Source organism: Ferrimonas balearica, assembly GCF_019802055.1.
Taxonomy (GTDB): domain Bacteria; phylum Pseudomonadota; class Gammaproteobacteria; order Enterobacterales; family Shewanellaceae; genus Ferrimonas; species Ferrimonas balearica_A.
This window is the reverse complement of the sequence record NZ_JAHVHW010000005.1, coordinates 43,701-64,917: the sequence shown is the minus strand read 5'-3', so window position 1 is coordinate 64,917 and position 21,217 is coordinate 43,701. Positions and strand designations below refer to the sequence as shown.

19 protein-coding genes are annotated in these 21,217 nt (G+C 60.5%); 10 read left to right on the top strand and 9 right to left on the bottom strand.

Annotated elements, in window-relative coordinates; translation table 11 throughout:
* Positions 1-11 precede the first annotated feature (11 nt).
* Positions 12-1,067: a nitrogen regulation protein NR(II) gene (gene glnL / locus KUV52_RS04890; RefSeq protein ID WP_222524821.1), complete on the top strand. Its 1,056-nt coding sequence runs from the start codon at positions 12-14 to the stop codon at positions 1,065-1,067.
* Entirely contained in the window at positions 1,064-2,476 is a 1,413-nt protein-coding gene (gene glnG / locus KUV52_RS04885) for a nitrogen regulation protein NR(I) (protein WP_222524820.1), read from the top strand. Before glnL ends, glnG begins: the two co-directional genes overlap by 4 nt.
* Before the next feature lie 29 nt (positions 2,477-2,505).
* On the opposite strand, the gene KUV52_RS04880 is transcribed toward glnG, so the two are convergent.
* Positions 2,506-3,381: a cation diffusion facilitator family transporter gene (locus KUV52_RS04880; protein ID WP_222524819.1), complete on the bottom strand. Its 876-nt coding sequence runs from the start codon at positions 3,379-3,381 to the stop codon at positions 2,506-2,508.
* A gap of 44 nt (positions 3,382-3,425) precedes the next feature.
* Complete coding sequence (locus KUV52_RS04875) at positions 3,426-3,929, bottom strand: Spy/CpxP family protein refolding chaperone (RefSeq protein WP_222524818.1); 504 nt, start codon at positions 3,927-3,929, stop codon at positions 3,426-3,428.
* 151 nt (positions 3,930-4,080) lie between these two features.
* Between KUV52_RS04875 and KUV52_RS04870 the strand changes: the two genes are divergently transcribed.
* Both KUV52_RS04870 and KUV52_RS04865 read left to right on the top strand, forming a co-directional pair.
* The gene (locus tag KUV52_RS04870; protein ID WP_222524817.1) at positions 4,081-4,767 is read left to right on the top strand and encodes a response regulator; all 687 of its coding nucleotides are present in this window, start codon (positions 4,081-4,083) and stop codon (positions 4,765-4,767) included.
* A gap of 2 nt (positions 4,768-4,769) precedes the next feature.
* On the top strand, positions 4,770-6,140 hold the full coding sequence (locus KUV52_RS04865) for an ATP-binding protein (RefSeq protein WP_315900209.1): 1,371 nt from the start codon (positions 4,770-4,772) through the stop codon (positions 6,138-6,140).
* Here the strand turns inward: KUV52_RS04865 and KUV52_RS04860 are convergent.
* Positions 6,137-6,973, bottom strand: coding sequence for a sulfurtransferase (locus KUV52_RS04860; protein WP_222524816.1), 837 nt, complete (start codon positions 6,971-6,973; stop codon positions 6,137-6,139). The genes KUV52_RS04865 and KUV52_RS04860 overlap by 4 nt on opposite strands.
* Before the next feature lie 127 nt (positions 6,974-7,100).
* On the opposite strand from KUV52_RS04860, the gene KUV52_RS04855 reads away from it, so the two are divergent.
* The 3 genes from KUV52_RS04855 to KUV52_RS04845 all read left to right on the top strand — a co-directional run bounded on the left by KUV52_RS04855 (position 7,101) and on the right by KUV52_RS04845 (position 10,530).
* Entirely contained in the window at positions 7,101-7,565 is a 465-nt protein-coding gene (locus tag KUV52_RS04855) for a tRNA (cytidine(34)-2'-O)-methyltransferase (RefSeq protein ID WP_222524815.1), read from the top strand.
* A 47-nt stretch (positions 7,566-7,612) separates the two neighbouring features.
* Complete coding sequence (locus KUV52_RS04850) at positions 7,613-8,137, top strand: DUF2058 domain-containing protein (RefSeq protein ID WP_222524814.1); 525 nt, start codon at positions 7,613-7,615, stop codon at positions 8,135-8,137.
* Between the two features lie 221 nt (positions 8,138-8,358).
* On the top strand, positions 8,359-10,530 hold the full coding sequence (locus KUV52_RS04845; RefSeq protein WP_222524813.1) for a carboxypeptidase-like regulatory domain-containing protein: 2,172 nt from the start codon (positions 8,359-8,361) through the stop codon (positions 10,528-10,530).
* 70 nt (positions 10,531-10,600) lie between these two features.
* Here the strand turns inward: KUV52_RS04845 and KUV52_RS04840 are convergent, their stop codons facing one another.
* From KUV52_RS04840 to KUV52_RS04830, 3 genes are all read right to left on the bottom strand, one after another.
* Positions 10,601-11,020, bottom strand: coding sequence for a YbaY family lipoprotein (locus tag KUV52_RS04840; RefSeq protein WP_222524812.1), 420 nt, complete (start codon positions 11,018-11,020; stop codon positions 10,601-10,603).
* A 41-nt stretch (positions 11,021-11,061) separates the two neighbouring features.
* Complete coding sequence (locus KUV52_RS04835; protein ID WP_222524811.1) at positions 11,062-12,834, bottom strand: aryl-sulfate sulfotransferase; 1,773 nt, start codon at positions 12,832-12,834, stop codon at positions 11,062-11,064.
* 147 nt (positions 12,835-12,981) lie between these two features.
* Positions 12,982-13,665: a DUF2461 domain-containing protein gene (locus KUV52_RS04830; protein ID WP_222524810.1), complete on the bottom strand. Its 684-nt coding sequence runs from the start codon at positions 13,663-13,665 to the stop codon at positions 12,982-12,984.
* Between the two features lie 156 nt (positions 13,666-13,821).
* Here KUV52_RS04830 and fusA point away from each other — a divergent pair, with 156 nt between their 5' ends.
* The 3 genes from fusA to KUV52_RS04815 all read left to right on the top strand — a co-directional run bounded on the left by fusA (position 13,822) and on the right by KUV52_RS04815 (position 17,736).
* On the top strand, positions 13,822-15,879 hold the full coding sequence (gene fusA, locus KUV52_RS04825) for an elongation factor G (RefSeq protein WP_261389895.1): 2,058 nt from the start codon (positions 13,822-13,824) through the stop codon (positions 15,877-15,879).
* Positions 15,880-15,976: 97 nt separating this feature from the next.
* On the top strand, positions 15,977-16,996 hold the full coding sequence (locus KUV52_RS04820) for a P1 family peptidase (RefSeq protein ID WP_222524809.1): 1,020 nt from the start codon (positions 15,977-15,979) through the stop codon (positions 16,994-16,996).
* Between the two features lie 119 nt (positions 16,997-17,115).
* The gene (locus KUV52_RS04815) at positions 17,116-17,736 is read left to right on the top strand and encodes a DedA family protein (protein WP_222524808.1); all 621 of its coding nucleotides are present in this window, start codon (positions 17,116-17,118) and stop codon (positions 17,734-17,736) included.
* A 47-nt stretch (positions 17,737-17,783) separates the two neighbouring features.
* Here the strand turns inward: KUV52_RS04815 and KUV52_RS04810 are convergent, their stop codons facing one another.
* From KUV52_RS04810 to KUV52_RS04800, 3 genes are read right to left on the bottom strand one after another with little or no spacing between them, the layout of a single operon-like run.
* The gene (locus tag KUV52_RS04810; RefSeq protein WP_222524807.1) at positions 17,784-18,329 is read right to left on the bottom strand and encodes an NnrU family protein; all 546 of its coding nucleotides are present in this window, start codon (positions 18,327-18,329) and stop codon (positions 17,784-17,786) included.
* Between the two features lie 23 nt (positions 18,330-18,352).
* The gene (locus KUV52_RS04805) at positions 18,353-19,801 is read right to left on the bottom strand and encodes an insulinase family protein (protein ID WP_222524806.1); all 1,449 of its coding nucleotides are present in this window, start codon (positions 19,799-19,801) and stop codon (positions 18,353-18,355) included.
* Positions 19,798-21,120 carry a M16 family metallopeptidase gene (locus KUV52_RS04800; protein WP_222524805.1) on the bottom strand — a complete coding sequence of 441 codons (1,323 nt, stop codon included), beginning with the start codon at positions 21,118-21,120 and terminating at the stop codon, positions 19,798-19,800. The genes KUV52_RS04805 and KUV52_RS04800 overlap by 4 nt, the downstream gene beginning before the upstream one ends.
* Positions 21,121-21,217: the final 97 nt, after the last annotated feature.

Here is a 21,217-nt window from a genome sequence, read left to right as displayed (position 1 = left end):
ACCGCACCACAATGGACCGCCAGCCGGATCCCGATTATCTGCATCAGCTCTCCACCGCCGTACTGGTGCTGGATGACCAACTTCGCGTGCTGTATGCCAACCAGGCCGCTGAGCAGCTGCTTGGTCTTGGCCAACGCCGCCTGATTGGCCAACCTGCCGCATCGTTGTACAGCCAACTGACCACGGATACCGCGTTGCTGCGCCAAACCCTGTCCCAGGAGCAGGGCCAGTCCCTTTATGCCGTATCCATGGTGACCCTGGACGGCCAGCACCACACCATCGATCTGATCTTCACACCGCTGGAGAGCGGGCAAATTCTGGTTGAGGCCCGAATGGTCGACCATCAGCAGCGCATCAGCCAGGAGTTGCAACACTACGCTCAGCAACACGCCGCTCAGCTGCTGGTGCGGGGGCTGGCCCATGAGATCAAGAATCCATTGGGAGGCCTGCGCGGTGCCGCCCAGTTGCTGGAGCGGGAACTGACGGATCCGGAACTGAAAGAGTTCACCACCATCATCATTGAGCAGTCCGATCGACTTCGCAGTCTGGTAGACCGGCTGCTTGGGCCCCAGTATCCCGGCACCTGGGCCGAGGGCAATGTGCATCGCATCCTGGAGCAAGTGGCCCGACTGTGTGAGATGGAGGCGTCCGGCTCGCTCCGCATCGAGCGGGATTACGACCCCTCCATTCCGGACTTTGTGATGGAAGCGGAGCAGCTGCAGCAAGCCCTGCTCAATATCGTCCGCAATGCGGTGCAGGCCACCGAGGGGCAAGGCTGCATCACCCTCCGAACCCGCAGCCAGGGCCAGATGACCATCGCTGGCCAGCGCCATCGCCAGGTGGTGGCGGTCAGCGTGATCGACAACGGTCCCGGTATCGACCCTGCGATTCAGGACACCCTGTTTTATCCCATGGTGACCAATAAGGCCGATGGCAGTGGCCTGGGTCTCTCCATCGCCCAGAAGATCGTCAGTCAGCATCAGGGGCGAATCGAACTGGAGAGTTGGCCGGGACACACCGAGTTCACCCTGTTACTGCCAATGACGTTTTCCAAGGAGGCACAATGAGCGAACAAGTCTGGATCCTTGATGATGACAGCTCCATCCGCTGGGTACTGGAGCGCGCCCTCAAACGGGAAGAGCTTTCCAGCGCCAGCTTCGCCAGTGCCGAATCGCTTTGGCAGGCACTGGAGGTCAGTCAGCCCCAGGTGATCGTCTCCGACATCCGCATGCCTGGCACCGATGGCTTGACGCTGCTGGAACGGATCAAGAAACACTACCCGGATCTGCCGGTGATCATCATGACCGCCCACTCCGATCTGGACTCCGCCGTCGGGGCCTACCAGTCGGGTGCATTTGAGTACCTTCCCAAGCCCTTTGATATCGATGAAGCCCTCGCGCTGGTGCGTCGTGCATTGGAACACGCTGCAGCCCGCACGCCTCAGACCGCAGACACCAGTGAAGCGGTGCCCGGCATCATCGGCGAAGCCCCCGCGATGCAGGAGGTGTTCCGAGCCATTGGCCGACTCTCCCGCTCCTCCATCAGTGTGCTGATCAACGGCCAGTCCGGTACCGGAAAAGAGCTGGTGGCTCATGCTCTTCACAAACACAGCCCCCGCTCCTCGGCCCCCTTTGTGGCGCTCAATATGGCGGCCATCCCGAAGGACCTGATCGAATCGGAGCTGTTTGGCCATGAAAAGGGGGCCTTTACCGGCGCGGCGTCGGTGCGCCAGGGCCGCTTCGAACAAGCCAATGGCGGCACCCTGTTCCTGGATGAGATCGGCGACATGCCACTGGATGTGCAAACCCGTTTGCTGAGGGTGCTGTCCGACGGCCAGTTCTACCGGGTGGGCGGACACAGCGCCATCAAAGTGGATGTGCGCATCGTTGCGGCAACCCATCAGGATCTGGAGCAGCGGGTTGCAGAAGGACAGTTCCGGGAGGACCTGTTCCACCGTCTAAACGTCATCCGGATCCAGCTGCCCCCGCTGAAGGAGCGGGCGGAAGATATCCCGGCCCTGACCCGCCACTTTCTCGCTGCGGCTGCGGCGGAGCTGGGGGTTGAGCCCAAGCGCCTGAGCAAAGAAGCGGAGTTACGCCTTTGCGCCCTGCCCTGGCCGGGCAACGTCCGACAATTGGAGAACGCCTGTCGCTGGATGACGGTCATGGCGTCCGGCCAGGAGATCCTGGCGGATGATCTGCCACCCGAGCTGAAAACCAGCCGCAGTCCGATCGGCATCGGCAGCGAAGCGGGACAAGAGGGGGACTGGACGGCGCTGCTGGCCAACTGGGCCACTCAGGCGCTGGCTAATGGTGACACCAATCTGCTGGAGGATGCTCAGCCCGCGTTTGAACGCACCTTGCTGACCACGGCACTGAGTCACACCCGCGGCCACAAACAGGAAGCGGCTCGGCTGCTGGGCTGGGGCAGAAACACCCTCACCCGTAAGCTGAAAGAGCTCAATATGGAGGAATAAAAAAGCGCGCCGATGGGCGCGCTTTTTTGTCAGACCGGGTCCTGGTGGACAATCACATCCGAACCAGGGAACGCTTTCCGGATACGGCACTCCACCGCATCCGCCAGGTCATGCGCATCCCTCAGAGGCAACTCACCATCCAGCTCCAGATGCATCTGAACATACAGGGTGTGGCCGGAGCGGCGGGTGCGGAGATCATGCACCCCTCTTACCGCCGGGTCCTGGGTGGCCAGTGCTTCCACCTGTTCACGAACTTCCGGCTCCACTTCCCGATCCAGCAGCAGCTGCACCGCCTCGTAGCCCAGTCCCCAGGCACCATGACCGATATAGAGGGCAATCAAAACGGCAAACAAGCCATCCGCCCAAATAACGCCCTGTGCAGACAGCACCAGAGCCACCAGCACGGCAGCATTGAGCAGAAGGTCGGTACGGTAGTGCAGTGCATCCGCCGCCACCGCAGTGGAGCCGGTAACCGCCACGGCTCGCTTCTGAATGGCCAGCAGGACCAGAGTCGCCACCATGGCAAACAGGGTGACACTAACACCGAGCGTGGAGTGGGAAACCGGTGTGGGGTTAAGCAGACGCTCACCGCCATGGAACAGCAGCAGCATCGCCGAGCCCATGATAAAGCCGGACTGCACCAGCGTGGCGAGGGGTTCTGCCTTACCATGGCCAAAGCGGTGATGCTGATCCGCAGGCAGCAGCGCGACTCTCAGGGCATAGAAGTTCACCAGGGATGCCATGGCATCCATCATGGAATCGGTGAGGGAGGCCAGCATACTGGCGGAGCCGGAATAGAACCAGGCGATCAGTTTGGCGAGGATAAGGATGGTTGCCGTGGCCACCGACGCTCGGGTGGCCAGGCGGATCCAGAAAGCATATTGCTCAGGAGAGGTGGGCGACATCAGGATGAAAACGATAAGAATTTGGTGCCGCCCAGTGTATCACTTCACTCGCCGTGATGGGCGCGGAATCGCTCCAGGCGCTCAGTGTGACGCTCGGCCAGCTTGGCTTTCTGCTCATCCGTCAGCACCTGCATAATATCGTGCTGCAGCTTCATGCGAGCCAGCTCACGGTCCGCCATTTTGGCCTGACGCTCACCGATCATCTCGCGGGCGGCCGCTTCATCGAAGTCGGGGCTGCTCATCAGCGCCTGACGAGCGGCCATATGCGCTTCCATTTTGGCCATGTCACGCTGAGGTTTGTCGGTATGGGCAGCTTCAATCAGCGCCTTCACCTTTTCTTTCTGCTCGGCAGTCAGATCCAGGCCGCGCAGCATCTTGCGAACTTCGCCACCGTGATGACCACGCTTCTCATGATGGTAAGCCTTACCATGGTGGCCACCATGGCCGCGCATCTCGCAACGGTACTCACCATCGCCACCCTTTGCTACGGCCACCAGAGAGGTGGAAGCCAGGGCACCAATTACAAGCAGTTTGACGGAGGTTTTCATGGGGTAGTCCTTCTTGGTTAAGTCGACGGTTAAAAGCGTACCAAGGTCAATGTCAAACAGGGTCTAGGTCGGGTAAAACAGTGTAAAGGTTGCTTGGGGCCCTCCGGCCCATGGGTTAGGCTTGCCCTGTAACAAATTGGAGTCATAGGTAATGAATCGAATCCTGCTGGTTGAAGACGATCAGGGACTGTGTGAACTGCTGGGACAGCTGTTGGAGCTGGAAGGCTTTGCCCTGACGGTCCGCCAGGATGGTCCCTCGGGTTTAACGGCGGCAATGAGCGGCGACCATGATCTGGTGCTGCTGGATGTGATGCTGCCGGGCCTGAATGGCTTTGATCTGCTGCGCCAGCTTCGTCAGAAGAGCAACATTCCGGTACTGATGCTGACCGCCCGGGGCGACGACATCGACCGCGTGGTGGGGCTGGAGATTGGTGCCGATGACTACCTGCCGAAACCCTTTAACGATCGCGAACTGATTGCGAGGATCCGGGCGATTCTGCGCCGAACCCGGGATCAGGAGACGCCCAGCAGCGGCCTGGATGAACTGATCTGCGATGACCTGACGCTCTATCCCCGCCGCCAGGAGGCCTGGGCCAATGGCGCCCTGCTGCCTCTGACTGCCACCGAGTTCAGTCTGCTTTATGAGCTGACCCAGCACCCCGGTGAAGTGGTGAGCAAGGATAAGCTCTCAGAGACCGTGCTCGGGAAAAAGCTGATGCCCTTTGACCGCAGTCTGGATATGCACCTCTCCAACCTGCGCCGGAAACTGCCCGAACGGGCCGACCATCGTCCCCGGGTTAAGACCATTCGGGGCAAAGGCTATATCTGGCTGGATTAACCGTGAAACTGCCTAACCACCTTTTTTTCAAGCTGCTGCTGGCGTTCTGGATCACCTCCTCGCTGGTGTTGGGGTTGGTGATCGGCCTCCCCTACCTGCAGAAGCAGTTCGACCGGGAGCCCCTGGATCCTCGGCTGGCCACCCTGTTGAGCCGTACGGCGGAGCGGATCGAGGCAACCCCGCCGCAGCAGTGGCGACACCTCGCCCACAGCCTGCGCCACTATCGGGACGAGCGTGGTCGCGAGTTCCGCATGAACTTTTACGTGGTGGACAAAGATGGCCGACCTGCCTACCGGGAGGAGCGACGGATGCCCCGGGAGGTGCGCCACTTCCTGCTGGAACTGGATAACTACCAGCAGCCGATGCGCTTCCGCTTCCCTGACGAGGTGGTGTTTGGTCCACAACCCATTGAGCTGAAAGGCGAAACCCACTATCTGATCGGTAAGATCCGCGCGCCGCACCAACGCCCCTGGTTGTTCTTCCTGATGGCCCACCCCATCGCCTTCCTGCTGGTGGCGATCGCCTTTTCCGGCCTGGTGTTCGGGCTGCTGGCGTGGCACCTGGGCAAACCGCTCCGCCACCTGAAGGACACCGCCGGGGCACTGGCCAAAGGGGACCTGGACGCTCGAGCCGACAACGACACTCTGCGGCGACGGGATGAGCTGGGCCAGTTGGCCACCAGCTTTAACCAGATGGCGGACTCGGTCACCACCATGGTCAAGGGGCAGCAGCGCCTGCTGTCCGGGATCTCACACGAGCTGCGCACCCCGCTCACCCGGCTCCAGCTGGCGCTGGCGCTGGCACGGAAAAAGGGAGAAGACACCCCCGAACTGCAGCGTATCGGGCGGGAAGCGGACCAGTTGGATGAGATGATTCGAGAACTGCTGGCCCTGTCACGGCTCAACATGCAGATCACCGAGCACAAGCACCGCATCGACCTGATCGACGTGCTGTCCGATGTGGTGGAAGACGCCCGCTTCGAAGCGGAGCAGATGGACAAGCAGCTCAGTGTCACCATGCCGGAACGGTTGCCCTTCAAGGGGATAGAAAACCTGCTGCAGCGGGCGGTGGAAAACCTGCTGCGAAATGCGCTGCGCTACGCCGATGGGCACGTCAGTCTTGAGATTGTCCGCCAGCCCACAGAAGTGCTGGTCCGGATCAGTGACGACGGTCCCGGCGTGCCGGAAACGGAGCTGGAGACCATCTTCCGCCCCTTCTACCGGGTGGCGGAAGCCCGGGATCGAGACAGTGGTGGCTGGGGTCTGGGTCTGGCGATCACCCAGGGGGCCGTCGAGGCCCACCAAGGGCGGATACGCGCCAACAACCGAACCCCCCACGGCCTGACCATGACCGTGACCCTGCCGCTGGCTTAAGCCAGTGGCAGTTCCGGGTTCCCTCCCCACTCGGCCCAGGAGCCGTCATAAACCTGCCAATGATGATGGCCGGAAACCGTGGCCGCCAGAGCCAGGATGCAGGCGGTCACGCCGCTGCCACAACTGAACACCCAGGGCCGATCCAGGTCGGCCACCCTCTCAAATATCTCAGCCAGCTGCTCGGTTGAACGCAGATGTCCCTGCTCCAGCAGAGTACCAAAAGGCAGATTGACCGCCCCCGGCATATGACCGGGACGCACGCCCGGTCGCGGCTCCGGCTCCAGTCCCGCAAACCGGCCGGGAGCCCGGGCATCCAGTACCTGAACCGTCCCCGACTGAATCGCTGCCAACAGCTCCGGCGTCTCAATCGCGCCCCCAACCGAGTCCGGCAAGGCATAGTGAGATGGTGAAACCTCTACCGGCTCCCCCTGTTCGCAGGGGTAGCCCGCAGCGACCCATGCCGGCAATCCACCATCCAGTACCGCCACCGACGGGTGACCCATCGCCTTGAGCATCCACCACACCCGGGGCGCTGAGAAGATGCCGTGGCAGTCATACACCACCACACGCTGCTCTCGCTGAATACCAAGTCGGGCCATCTCACGGGCAAACTGGGCCGGTTCAGGCAGCATATGAGGCAAGGCGGTACCCGGTTTGGCAAAGGCACCGTCAAAATCAAAAAAGCGAGCACCGGGGATCCGTTGGGTCAGGAACGCGGTCCGGCCATCGCCATCACTGCCCGGCAGAAACCAGCTGCCATCCAGCACCACCAGGTCCGGCTCTTGCTGCCACGCCGCCAGCTGCGCTGCGGTCACCAGATCGGGAAAGCTCATCCTTACTGTCCTTTTGCGATTCGACGTTCGAATGGGCCTAAGCCTACCCCACTCCCGATACCGGCGCTTGCGTTCTGATCCCGGTCAGAGTAAAACGAGCCCATTTCGTAACGCGGACGCCCACATCATGTTTGAGATTGCCCTGTACGAGCCGGAGATCGCCCCCAATACCGGTGCCATCATCCGCCTGTGCGCCAATAACGGTTGCCGCCTGCACCTGATTGAACCTATGGGCTTCGACATGGATGAGAAGCGACTGCGCCGGGCCGGACTCGACTACGCCGAACTGACCAGCGTCACCCGCTACCAAAACTACGAGGCGTTCCTTGCCGCCATGGCGGGTCGCCGCATCTTTGCCCTGACCACCAAAGGCAGCCGCCCCCATACCGAGCCCAGCTATCAAGCCGGTGATGTGCTGCTGTTTGGCCCGGAAAGCCGGGGATTGCCAGAGGCGGTGCGTGAAGCGATTCCGCTGGCGCAACGGATCCGCATCCCGATGAAAGCGGAAGCACGCAGCCTGAACCTGGCCAACGCGGTCTCCATCGTCAGCTACGAAGCCTGGCGACAACTGGACTTTGATGGCGCGCTCTGAGAGCCTGCCTACATCCCCCATCTGCCCGATAAGTGAGGACCTCTCCCATGTCACTGCAGGACCAATTGCTGAAAGCCGGGCTCGTGACCAAGCACGACGCCAAAAAGGCCAACAAAGACAAACACCGGGCACGCAAAGCGGGCAAGCAGGTGGTGAATGAAGCCAAGGCTGACGCCGCTCAGAAGCGCGCCGAGCAGACTGAACGGGACCGTCAGCTCAATGCTCAGCGCAAAGCGGATTCAGAGAAGAAAGCGCTGCAAGCGCAGATCCGCCAGCTGATTACCGTTAATGCCCAATCCCGGGAGAAGGGCGAGCTGGCCTACAACTTCTCCGATAATGGCACCATCACCAAGATCTACGTCACTGCGGCTCTGCAACAGGGGCTGATCAATGGCCAACTGGCCATTGCCAAACTGGATGAGGAGTACCACCTGATCGCCGCGGCAGTGGCAGAGAAAGTGGCACAGCGTGATGCCAGCGTAATCGTTCTGCTCAACGACAAATCTGCGGATGCCCCGGATGAGGACGATCCCTACGCCGATTATCAGATCCCCGATGACCTGATGTGGTAATTCCGCACCCTGAGTCATAAAAACGCCCGCAGATGCGGGCGTTTTTTATTTGACTAATCGCTAACCGGTTGATTCCAGAACCGATTGATTTAACGTCGCATTCACATTAACTTCCCCAGTTTGCAAAACTGCCGCCCGGGTTTACTCAATGACTTCAATTGGATCTCGTCATTGTGTCCGGACGGTTTTCAAGGACGAACCAAACTTGCAGGAGCAACACTATGCGCCTTTCCAAAGTCGCCCTAAGCCTGATGGCGATTACCACTCTGGCTGGCTGCGGTGGCAGTGACGACAACACTCAAGCCCCCCCGCTGCCTCAGACTCTGACCTTTTCCATCCAGGGGATCGCCACTGATGCCCCGGTTGCCAATGCAACCATCACCGCAACACTCGGCGATCAAACCCTCACCACCACCGCCGATGAAGATGGCCTCTATACCCTCGAGTTCGAGTATGAAGAGGGCAGTATGAGCGGTGATGAGATGGTGGTACTGAACGCTCAGGGCGAAGGGGATCAGGGCCATATCGAACTGATCAGCCAACTGGGCTCATTCGAGGCACTGAATGAACAGGCTGGCGACGACGGCGTATTGGCTCAGGATGAGTCTTCTCGTACCGCCATCACCCAGGTCAGCACCGCGCTGCACCTTCTGGCCGAGGACACCGGCGTTGAACTGACCAGCGATGAAGCGCTGGCCGAAGCCGAAGCTCAGGTGGAAACCGAAGCCCTGCTGGAACTCAGTGCCCTCATCAAGGTTCTGGCCGACAATCCGGAATACACCCCCGAAACCGGCACCATTCTGGAACTGCTGACGCCGGAAGGGGAAGAGAGCGTTGAGGAAGCCGTTGACGCCTACCTGGAAGAGAACGGTCTGGTCGACGAAAACGGAGAGATGACCGAAGCGTTTGAAGCCGCCTTCCAGGAAGCCGCAGAAGAGACCGTGAACGACCCGGCAGTTACCCTGGCATTCACGGCCGAGGAGCTGCTCGGCGCCAACATCTTCACCACCTCCGTAACTCAGGGCTGGGTGGCACTGAGCGGCGATGTGCTGAACCTGGCTGCCGATGGCACAGCCTCTGTGAGCGATCCCAATGTTTACAGCTACTTTTTGGGCGCCGATGTTGGCTCAGAGTGGCTCATCAATGAGGAGAATCGCCTGGTTGTGGAATACGGCGACAACCAGCAGGAAAGCTACCCGTACCTGACGCTGGCAGAGGTCGCCGAGCGCTGGGGACAAACCGCCGCAAACACCCTTGCTCCGAACTGGCAGGAGGGCCAACTGCGGGTTGTTCAGTCTACTGATGCCATCAAGTTCACCAAACTGACCGATGGTGCAGAGAGCAAAGTGGCCATTGAAGTCAGCCGTACCTTTACCCTGGATCCCACCTCTGCCGGCCTGGCCTGGGAAGGCGACCTGCCCAGCTATCAGGAGAGCGAACTTGAAGCGACTGGTGTTCTGCATATTGGCAGTCAGGTGGCCTCCCACTGGGACAGCGCGCCGCAAGGCACCTGGGCGCTGCCGATGGTCACCAGCATTCAGGGCTTCTACGACACCCAGGCCTATGACTACCTGGTTCACAATGAGGTGACCCTGGCAGAAGGCGGCTCGGTGCTGGATGAAGCTGGCGAAACCCGTGGCCAGTGGCAATTTGCCGACGGCAGCCTCTCCATCACCTCCGGAGACTGGACCGTCAGCTACCAGCCCTATGCCCAGAGCGACGCGCTCAACAGCGCCATCATCACCCTTTCTAAAGGCGAGTTTGAGCAGTCCACGATCTCCTGGATCGCCCAATATGACCAGGACAACGCCTCCCTGGCGGATGATCTGGTTCAGGAGATGCCCTATGTCCTGGGCGCCTGGATCAACAGCTGGATGGCCAGCGAAGGGGACCCGACCCGTCCCGACTTCGACACCGTCTATGGCTACACCTTTGGTGAAGACGGCAGCCTGAGCTGGACCTTCGGTACCTACTACCAGCCAACCACCGGTGAGTGGATCGCAGACCAGGGCTACTTCGAAACCTACTACGCCGCGTTCCAAAACTGGGAACAGGTCGGGGCTCACGAGTACCAGTTGACCGGCGAAATCGTTTACGAGGGTTGGGCCACCTACAGTCGTAAACGCAACTGGACCGTGATCACCTCTATGGCGGATGGCCGTCACCTGGTGCTGGAGCGCTCCGTTCGCACCATGGATATCATTGATGAGAATGAGCAGGACCAGACCGGTCTCTTTATCTTCCCCCGCATCAATGTTCTGAGCCCGGTGGACCTCTCCCAGTTTGAGGAGGAGTACCAGCGCAGCAAGGAGTACGGCACCCTGATTGGAGTCAACAGCGGCAATGTTGATGCTGCCCGCATTCAACTGCTGGATAACGCGCCGCGCCAGTAATGGCCAGCGCAGCACACAAAAACGCCCGCAGATGCGGGCGTTTTTTATGGCATTTCAAAAGGTGCGCAGGTTACTGCCCTACCCCTTTAAGCACGATCTGATCCAACTCTCCCCCGAACGGGTCGACGTGGTAATCGTTGATAAAGCGCAGTTTGCCCGCTTCTTCGATGCGGATACGCAGGCCGTAGCGGTGGTTCTCCACCAGTTTGGCCGGGTCATACTGCAGCGCAAAAGCGAAGGGCGGCGGCCCCTGTACCTCGAACTGATGCTCGCTGATCACCTCCGCAGGCGCATCAGCTTTCGATACGTCCTCCAGCACCACCTGCATGGTGGTACCCGGCTTCAGCAGAATGCGCTCACGATAAAGCGCCTGGCCGGTGATGGTTTCCATGGTGACGCTCTCCTGTTGCGGAGTCGTAGTGGGCGCCTCACCGCCACAGCCGCCCAGCAGGGCGCCGATGGCCAGCAGCGCTGGCATTTGCCATCTCATCCTTATCCTCCTCCGGGGTTTCCGGGCACTCAGTATAGGGCTCAGTGGAACAATTGGTCCGGATGCACCACCAGCGCCCGGTAATGGGGCGAGTTGGTTTTGTCCGAAATCACGTCGATCTCCACCTTAACCGCCTTGGTATCGTAGTCAATCTCGTTGATTTTTCCGATGATGTTGCCACCCTCAAACAGGTGGATGGAGCCGCCGAAGGTGAACATGGTGTCCCGGTCAGACTGGTACTCCGCGGATGAAGTAATCGGGCTGAACCAGTCGTAACCGCGCTCCTTGCCGTATTCCCACAGCTGCTGAACCGTCATCTTCTGCTCGTCGATCTTGTACTCCACGGCGCGACTGTATCGCTCGGTCTTGAAGAACGGCTGACGATAGTGACGGCCATCGCCGTTATCGAACACGGTAAGGGTGCCCTTATCGCTGATCCAGGCGGTGTGCTGGGAGTAGGAGAAGTCGAAGTCACCCTCGCACACCCCTTTCACGGTGCAGTCGATCGGCTTGCCGCTGGCGTCCACCGGTGTCAGCAGCTTCTCGGCGAGTTCCCCGCTCCAGCCAATGCTGGCACTGAGAATCCACTTCACCTGCTTGTCGCGGCCAATCTTGATGGCGCTGGCCTGGTGACGAGGGGAGATGATGATGCTGTCATCACTGGGATCGTAAGCGATGGAATTTACGTGGGCCCAGTTGCGGCCAGCCCCCACACCCACGGCATCGCCAAAGGGCGCATCCGGCTCCAGCACCACGGTTTTGCCTTCGGCATCGACATTGCGGCTGATGCAGACGGCGGAAGCGTCGAGTGCTTTGATCAGATCATCCCGCAGCGGGTCGAGGATCTCAGGTAATACCCAGACATCCAGCAGGTTGCCGCTCTTGTCCACTTCAATGATGTGGTCGCGCACCGTATGCACCACCTGGCCATCGTCACGCTGGTAGTTGCGCTTGGCCACCCTCAGCAACACCGTGCCTTGAGGGGTTTCCACCGATTCGTGGGAGGCATCGATAAAGCCCCGGGGCAGTTTCTGGTTCTGGGCAAAACGGCCCATCAGGTCCATTTCATACCAGCGCTGACCCTGCACAAAGGTGTAGCTGCCGGAGGCGGTGGGGTTAACCCCCATCAGGTAGCCACGGCGATCCACATCGTGGCGCTTACCGTCATAGACGGCGTCCTGACTCATCCACCAGCGGTACTCCCCCTGGGTATCGACAATGAAGGTCATGGGGATGGCATCAAAAGGCATGGAGCCACCGGCCGGGTTGGCATCCAACAGGCCGGAGCTGGCGTCTTTGAGCGCGCCCCAGTGCAGATCAGAACCCTGAGGCAGCAGAGTATGGCTGTTCACAAGGTAGAGGCGGTCTTCAAATCCGGGGGCGACGGTCTTCACCTCAATGGGCTGCAGTTCCGAGGTGGAACGGTTGTCCATATAGCGGTTCTGCAAGCTGCCGGTACGGATGTCGTAGGTTTCCTCAACCACTTCCCCATTCAACTGGTAACGAATCGTCACGTTATTGAGGTGATTGGCATAGAGGCCAAATACCGGGATGCCATCATGGGTCAGCAGGCTCTGCCGCCCCACCGGGTAATCGATGCTGACGCCCTCCGGGCCCTTGCCCTGAACGGTAACGTGCACATCGGACACGGACTTGCCAGCCAGCTCGATAAGCGCCGTCAGCGGTGCTGTCCCGTAAGGATCCACCACCACGGCACCCAGTTTGCCCACTGCCGGTGCCGGAGGCAGGCTCACTGCCGCCGCCGACCCCATGATCCCCATTGCCGCCATGGCCAGGACCACCCGCTTCAACATGATGTCGCTCCTAAAGTTCGGTTAACGCGCTACAAACTAACCTCTTTTGAGCATGACAACGGTGAGCGGTGCCCGGCGTTCAGTGAAAAAGAATCAAATCTTGAAGCAGCGCACACCTGGCTGACGCAAACGCCGCCAGGGTGGCGATTAAAACGGCACTTTCAGTGCCTGACAGAGGAAACGCATAAAGGGATCCGCCCCCACAAACGCCTGCTCCATCTCATCCAGCAACCCCTCCCCAATCACCTGCTCGTCACGCAGTGGCATCACTCCGATAAAGTCCTTTCGTTTGAGATCTTCCAGTTGGGGATGCGCCTTGTCATAGCCTTTGGGCGGGCGCACAAGACTCTCACCCTGAAGGGCGAATCGGCTGCAGAACTCACCATCATCCCGGGCCGCCAGCCAGCGAATGGGGCTGCGGTCGATCGCCTCCCGGATCGCCGCCAGGGATTTGGCCTCCGGGTGCCAGCACCCGACTCCCAGAAAACAGTGGCCAGGCTCGATATGCAGGTAATAACCGGGCGCATGGACGTCCTTGCCCAGATCATGACGAAACTGGATACCGATGTTGGTTTTGATGGGGGTTTTGTCCCGGGAAAAGCGGGTATCCCGGTAGGGCCGCATCAGTGACCCACCCACTTTGCGCGCCTCGGCCCGGAAACGGGGGGCAAACTCCGCCAGCATGGGCGCAAAACTGGCGATCAGATCCAGAGCCGGGCCGCGTACCGTCTCTTCATAACGGGGCTTGTTGGCGTTGAACCAGTCCCGTGAATTGTTGGCCTTGAGTTCAGTGAGAAAGCCCAGGCTTTCCGGACGAATGTAAGGGATCACAGGCTGGCTCCAGTTAGACGATCTATGCTCAATTTTACCCTCCCGGAAAACCTGAGTAAGGAACTCCGGATCCTGAGGTTTCAAGGGATCGGGGCAGAACCTGATCCCGGTCAAATCCTAGTCACCCTCACCCCCCTATAGTCAAGGGTGCACCTGATGGATTTAGGACAACAGGAGGCAGACATGCCCGAGCATCGCATCGAACAGATAAGGAATGCGGCTCTAATGGGTCATAGTGGCAGCGGCAAATCCACCTTGCTGGAAGCCCTGCTCTTTGGCGCCAGAGCCATCAGTCAACGTGGCAGGGTCGAGGACGGCACTAACCATGCCGACTTCACCCCCCAGGAAAAAGCCCACCACCACAGCCTGGAAGCATCTTTCCTCTCCCTCGACCACAACAACACGCACATCAATCTAATCGACACCCCCGGACTGCCCGATTTTTATGGCCGCGCACAACTGGCTATGCCAGCGGTGGAAAGCATTTTGCTGGTGGTCAACGCCGATCGCGGCATTGAACCCATCACCCAACGCGCTTTTGAAGAGGCCCGCCGCCAGGGCAAATCCATTTTGATCGTGATTAACCAGATGGATGAACACGCCTCACAACTGGAAGCGGTGCTGGAGCAGATCCAGACCCAGTTTGGCCACGGCTGTCTGCCCCTGAATCTCCCCAATGCCGAAGGCAACAAGGTGGTGGATTGCTACTTCGCTCCGGACTACGACACCCCCACCCTGTTTGGCGATGTCCGCAGCGCTCATGACGCCCTGATCGACACCGTGGTGGAGCAGGATGAAGCCTTGATGGAGATCTACCTGGAGCAGGAGGAATCCCTGACTCCGGAACAGCTCCATGCTCCGCTGGAAGCGGCATTGAGGCAGGGTGAACTGGTACCGGTATGCTTTACCAGTGCCGAGAAGCAGATCGGCATCAACCATCTGCTGCAAATTCTGGATCAGGTCCTGCCCAACCCGCAGGAAGCCAACCCGCCCAGCTTCGTCAATGGCTGGGGCGACAATGCAGAGCCGGTTTCCCTCACGCTCGACGAGGAGGGGCACCTGCTGGCTCATGTGTTCCGGATCAGCATCGACCCCTATGTGGGCCGCATGGGCGTATTCCGCATCCACCAAGGGGTGCTGCGCTCCGGTCAGAAGCTGTTTATCGGTGCCGACCGCAAGCCCATTAAGGTTACCCACCTGATGAAGCTGCAGGGTAAGGAGCAGATCGAAGTCAACAGTGCCGGCCCCGGAGACATCTGCGCTCTGGCCAAGATTGATGGTATGGAGGTGGGCTCCATCCTGCATGATCACCATGAGGAAGATGACTTCCACATGCTGGAGCTGGACCTGCCGCAACCCCTGTTTGGCCTTGCCGTCCGGCCGAAGCGCCGCGGCGACGAGCAGAAACTGGCGGAAGTGCTGCACAAGCTGGTGGCGGAGGACCCAAGCCTGCAGATCAGCCAGAACGGCTCCGACAATGAAACCGTGCTTCAGGGGCTGGGCGACATGCATGTCCAGATTGCCCTGGAAAAAGCCCAGCAGGTGTTCAACCTGGATATGGATACCCAGAAGCCCTCCGTGGCCTACCGGGAAACCATTACCGGCACCGCAGAGTGTCGCCATCGCCATAAGAAGCAGACCGGCGGCGCCGGCCAGTTTGGCGAGGTGCATCTGATGGTGGAGCCCCTGCCGCGGGGCAGCGGTTTCGAGTTCGCCTCCAAGGTCGTCGGTGGCGCCATCCCCAGCCAGTTTATTCCGGCGGTGGAGAAGGGCGTGAAAGAGGCGATGCACGAAGGCGTTCTGGGCGGTTATCCGATGCAGGATATCCGGGTCGTCGTACTGGATGGAAAGCATCATCCGGTGGACTCCAAGGAGATCGCCTTCCATATGGCAGGTAAGAAAGCCTTCCTGGAAGCGGTCATGGCAGCCAGTCCGGTTCTGTTGGAACCCATTGTTGATATGCATGTACAGGTGCATCAGGACAAGATGGGCGACATCACCGGTGATCTGAGCGCGCACCGCGCCATGGTGTGTGGCACCCAGACCTTGGCCAACCAGCAGGTGGACATCAATGCCGAAGCGCCATTGGCCGCTCTGGACGATTACGCCACCCGCCTGAAGGCGATGACCGGCGGTGAGGGCCAGCTCTCCATGGCCTTCAGTCGCTACGAGGTGGTACCACCCAATGTGCAACAGCAACTGATCGCTCACTGAGCGACCCAGCCAAGTGCGGCGACCTCCGGGTCGCCGCTTGTTTTTCCGGGACTTGGCACCTAGAGTCACCCCATCCACAACCCGTTAGGAACCTCCCATGAAAGCTTGGCTGGCCCTGCTTGCCACCCTCACTCTGCCCCTCTCTGCTCAGGAGTATGACCCCAACGCGCTGTTTGCTATCGAAGGCCTGAAAGTGGGCCAGATCAGCGATCAGAAAGGGCTGACCGGCGTTACCGTGCTGCGATTCGATCAGGGCGCCACGGCGTCGGTGGACGTGAGAGGCGCCGCACCCGGCACCCGGGAAACCGATCTGCTGAAACCGGAAAACCTGGTGGATAAGGTCCACGCCATTGTCCTCTCCGGCGGCAGCGCCTTTGGTCTTGATGCCATGAGCGGAGTGGCCCGCCAGCTGGAGTCGGAAGGGATCGGCTTTAACACCGGTGTGGCCCGGGTACCCATCGTCACCGGCGCCGTGCTGTTTGACCTGGTGGTCGGCGACCCCAAAGCGCGTCCTGACTCTGCCATGGGCCAGGCAGCAGCCAAGGTGGCCAAGCGCGATGGCCTGACCGAAGGCAATGTCGGCGCAGGCACCGGCGCGAGCGTCGGTAAGATCCGCGGTATGGATCACGCCACCAAGTCCGGTCTGGGCGTCTACAGCGTGCAGCTCGACAGTGGCCTGGTGGTGGGCGCCATCGTTGCCGTCAACGCCTGGGGCGATGTGTATGACCGCGACGGTGAGATCCTGGCGGGCACCCGGGACGACAACGGCTTTATCCCCGGCACCGCCCTGATCTTCCAGGGTGCCAATGAGCCGGGCTTTGTCGGTAAGAACACCACCATCGGCGCCATCGTCACCAACGCCACCCTGACCAAAGCCGAAGCGCTCAAGGTGGCCCAGATGGCCCACGACGGTTACGCCCGGGCGATCCGTCCGGTGCACACCATGAACGATGGCGACGCCATCTTTGCTGCCGGCACCGGCGCGTTGGGCCCGGTCAACATCAACACTCTGGGGGTCATCGCGGCCGAGGTGATGGAGACCGCCATCCATCGCGCCGTTCAGTCCGCGGAAGCCGCCGGCGGGCTGCCCGCCGCCCGTGATATCTCCGGGGAGTAACCCCCTCCAGTTGGGCTCAGCCTCAGGCTGAGCCCTTCTCTCCGAACATGAACAAATGATCATCCTGACGCCGGTGCCAATCTCTTATCATCAAGGCTTTCCCCGGACCGGCAACGCTCATGCTCCACACCCTGCAAACCCTGGTCAGTGACCTGAGTCCCTATCTGCAGCAATACGGCTACTTGCTGCTGGCCCTGGCAATCGCAGTCGAAGGGTTTGGTATTCCGGCTCCCGGGCAGGCCCTGCTGATGGTCTCAGGGGTACTGGCAGCCGACGGGGAACTGGCGCTGCACTGGGTATTGCTGGTCGCCACTCTCAGCGCCTTCAGCGGCAATCTGGTTGGCTATTTTCTTGGCCTGAAAGGCGACAGTTGGCTGCGCCGCAAGGGCTGGATGTCAGCGGACACCGAGGCCCGCTTACACCGCTTTATCGGTCGATACGGCATTGCGGTCCTGCTGCTCAGCCGCTTTGTCGAAGGGTTGAAACAGACCATGGCGCTGGGCTGCGGACTGGCCAATATGCCCTTGCGCGCTTTCCTGCTGGGCAACGCACTGGCCACTGCGGTCTGGGTCGGGATATTTGGGCTGGGCCCCGCTCTGCTCTGGCATGAGCGCACTGCGCTGACGCTGTTTTATCACGCCCACACCACACTCACCTGGAGCGTGCTTGTCGTCGGGTTACTGTCCACGCTGTTGCTGTGGCGTTGGCGCGCTCATCAAACGGTGCTCAACGCCCAATAGGGATAAAAAAAGGCGCCCTGCGGCGCCTTTTTTGCTGAAGCAATCACTCAGCGGCCCATCACGGCAACCCCAAACAGATAGGGGTGCGCCATCAACAGAACCACGTAAAGCGTCAACGCGACAACCGCCACCACCAATTCATGGCGACCGGTGTAGTCCTTGCGCCGTTGACTGCGGGAGCGATGAATCGCCATCAGGCTGTAACCGCCAAGGCCCCCAAACAGGATCAGTGACGCCAGATCCCCATTGGCCAGCAGATGAGCCAGAGCCCAGATCACGACCGCCCACAACATCGGGTTGGCCGTCAGCCCCTTCAGCTTGCCGCCTAACAGGTAGGTGACCATCAGGTAGCAGCTGACCAGCATCAGCAAGGGGGCCAGGTGGCGGGTCCAGACTGGTGGCACCCAAACCGAAACGTAACCGGCCTGGGTTTTACCCCACCCCACCAGCACCAGAGCCGCCAGCGACAACAGGGCAAACAGCCCCTTATAGAGCGGCTCGCCGAGGGCGCTGGCCATCCGTTCACGCAGGGCGGTGCCGGGCATCAGGTGCAGAGCAATAAATCCCAACATCCCCAAGGTTAAGGCGGTCATCAGTGTCTCCCAGGTACCCTAACTCAGAACCAGAATCCGTGAGCGCTGATCGCAACCTCAGCCACTTCACCATACTGGGCCGCGATATCCCGGATGGCGTCTGCCTGGCCCACCAGCACAAACTGTAGATCGGCTTTGGGGAAATACTTGGCCACCAGAGCCTCAGCCTGCTCCAGCGTCAACGCATCAACCTGTTGCTGGAAGGCGTTGATCTGCTCGTCGCTCAGGTCATACAGGTACATCTGCCCCAACAATCCAGCCAGCTGACCGGCCGTTTCATAGCGAGGGGGGAACTGGCCCTTCACATAGGCTTTGGCGGACGCCAGCGTGGCTTCGTCGATGCCCTGGGTCCAAAGGCGCTGGTAGGTCTTGAGCGCCAGGTCGATCGCCGCCTTGGTGTGCTCGGTCGCCGTGAAGGTACTGATCTGGAAGCTGCCCGCTTCACCATAGCTGGCAAACCCGGAGCGGGCGCCATAGGTGAGACCGGCATTCACCCGCAGCTCATCATTGAGCCAAGAGGTGAAACGCCCGCCCAGGATGGTGTTGATCACCTGCAAACCGACGTAGTCCGGGTTATCCCGTGCCACACCCGCGCCACCGATAAGGAAGGTGGTTTCACGGGCGTCCGGCTTGTCCACCAGCAGCACCCGGGCGTGGTCCGGTACCTTCACCGGCTGCGCCAACTTGGGGGCAGTGGGGGTGTCGCCATCCCGCCAGCCACCAAAGCGCTGCTCAATCGCCTGCACCATGGCATCCACATCAAAGTCACCGGCAACCACGAGGGCGGCATTGCGGGGCTGATACCAGCTGCCATGGAACATGCGCAGGTCAAAGGCGTCCAGTTGAGCCAGCCGCGCCCCATCCCCAACGGTGGTGTTGGCATAGGGGTGGTCGCCATAGTAGAGCATGTCGAAATACTGGCGGATCACCTGACGAGGGCTCTCCTTCTGCTGGGCCAGCATCGCCACGTAGCGGTCTCGAGCTTTCTTCACTTCGTCGGCAGGAAACGCCGGTCGCTGAACGATGTCGGCCACCAGATCGAGCATGGCGTCGGCGTCCTTGGCTAGAAAACGGGCGCTGAGGGTGGTGCCCTCTTTTCCGGCAGAGCTGCTCAGGCTGGCCCCCAGGCCATCCACCATCGCTTCCATCTCCGCCTTTTTCATCTTCTGGGTGCCCAGCAGCAAGCCTTCCGCCGCCAATGCGGCCAGGCCCGGCTCACTGTCATTAACCGCCCCGGCGCGAACCACGGCGTTAACGGTAATGATCGGCACCTGCTTGCGCGGCATCAGGTAGACCATCAGCCCGTTATCCAGAGTGCGAACCTGGTACTCCGGCAGAGCAAACTTCGGCGCGGGTTTCATCGCCACGGGCGGCGGGGTCAGGTTGGTGTTCTGAACCGGTTCCGCCGGTTTCTGGGTGGCGCTGCATCCGGCCATCACCAGCGCGCTCAACAGCATCATCTTGGCTTTCATTGGTCGGTGTCCTCCTCGGCAGCCAGCACACCCACGGTGCGGCGGGATTTGATCAGGTACTGTTGCGCCACGCGCTGAATGTCTTCAGCGGTCACCGCCTGATACGCCTCCGGCGCGGAGAACAGGGTGCGGTAATCCCCAAAGAACAGCTCGTAGGTGCCCAGAGTATTGGACTTGCCGTTGATGGTTTCCATGGTGTCGTAGAACGCCATCAGCTTGCGGTTTTTCACCTTGTCCAGCTCCGCCTGAGTCACCGGCTCGGAGGCCAGACGGTTCACTTCGGCAACCATCGCCTGCTCCAGATCCGCCACTTCAACGCCCGCCGCTGCCACTGCATAGAGGTAGAGCAGGTTGGGATCAAAGCTTTCCGGCAGGTAGCCATCCACCGCCAGCGCCATCTGGTTGTCTACCAGGGCCCGGCTCAGGCGACTGCTGTTGCCGTCGATCAGCAGAGAGAGCGCTAGCTCCAGCGCGTGATAGTCCTCACTGCTGGTGGCGGGCACCTTGTAGGCCAGCATCAGGTTGGGGGTGGAAACCGAAGGCTTCTGCACGTAAACCCGGCGCTCCCCTTTCTGCTCCGGCTCCACGGTCCGGACTTCCGGCGGCGGAGTCTGGGCCGGGATCGGCGCAAAGTACTGCTGGGCCAGGGCGCTGACCTGTTCGAAGGTCACCGCGCCGGAGATCACCACTACAGCGTTGTTGGGGGCGTAGTAGGTGCGGTGGAAGTTCACCAGGTCATCCTGGGTCCAGGCGTGAATGTCGGACTGATGACCGATCACCGGGGTGCTGTAGGGATGAGCCCGGAACGCGACCCCTTTCACCTCTTCCTGCAGCATCCGCCAGTTGGAGTTTTCCAGGCCGGTGCGGCGCTCGGAATCCACCACCCCGCGCTCACTCTCCACCATCGCTGGATCGATCGACAGATGGGCGATGCGGTCCGCTTCCAGCTTGAAGATGGTCTCCATCGCATCCGCGGGGAACCAGTCGGTGTAGACGGTCAGGTTTTCTGTGGTGTACGCGTTATTGGCGCCACCAGCCGCTTCCATGGTGCGGTCAAACATCTTGGGACCGTACTGCTTGGAGCCATTGAACATCATGTGCTCGAAGAAGTGAGACAGGCCGGTGATGCCGGGCACCTCGTTGCGGGAGCCCACTTTCCAGAACAGGTACATGTTGGCGTTCGGGATGGTGTCATCCTCAAGCACCAGAATGCGCATGCCGTTGGCCAGATCCAGGGTCTGAACATCATCGGCAGTGGTGGCCTGGGCAAGCGGACTCAGCGCCAGCCCAAGGGCCAGGGTCGCCAGGCGGATCCCCATAAAGCACTCCTTGTGACGGATTGGTCAAAGTTTGATTGAGCATAATGCCACCAGCTGGATCCGTGTCCAACCGGGTGTAAACAATTTGGGCAGAAAA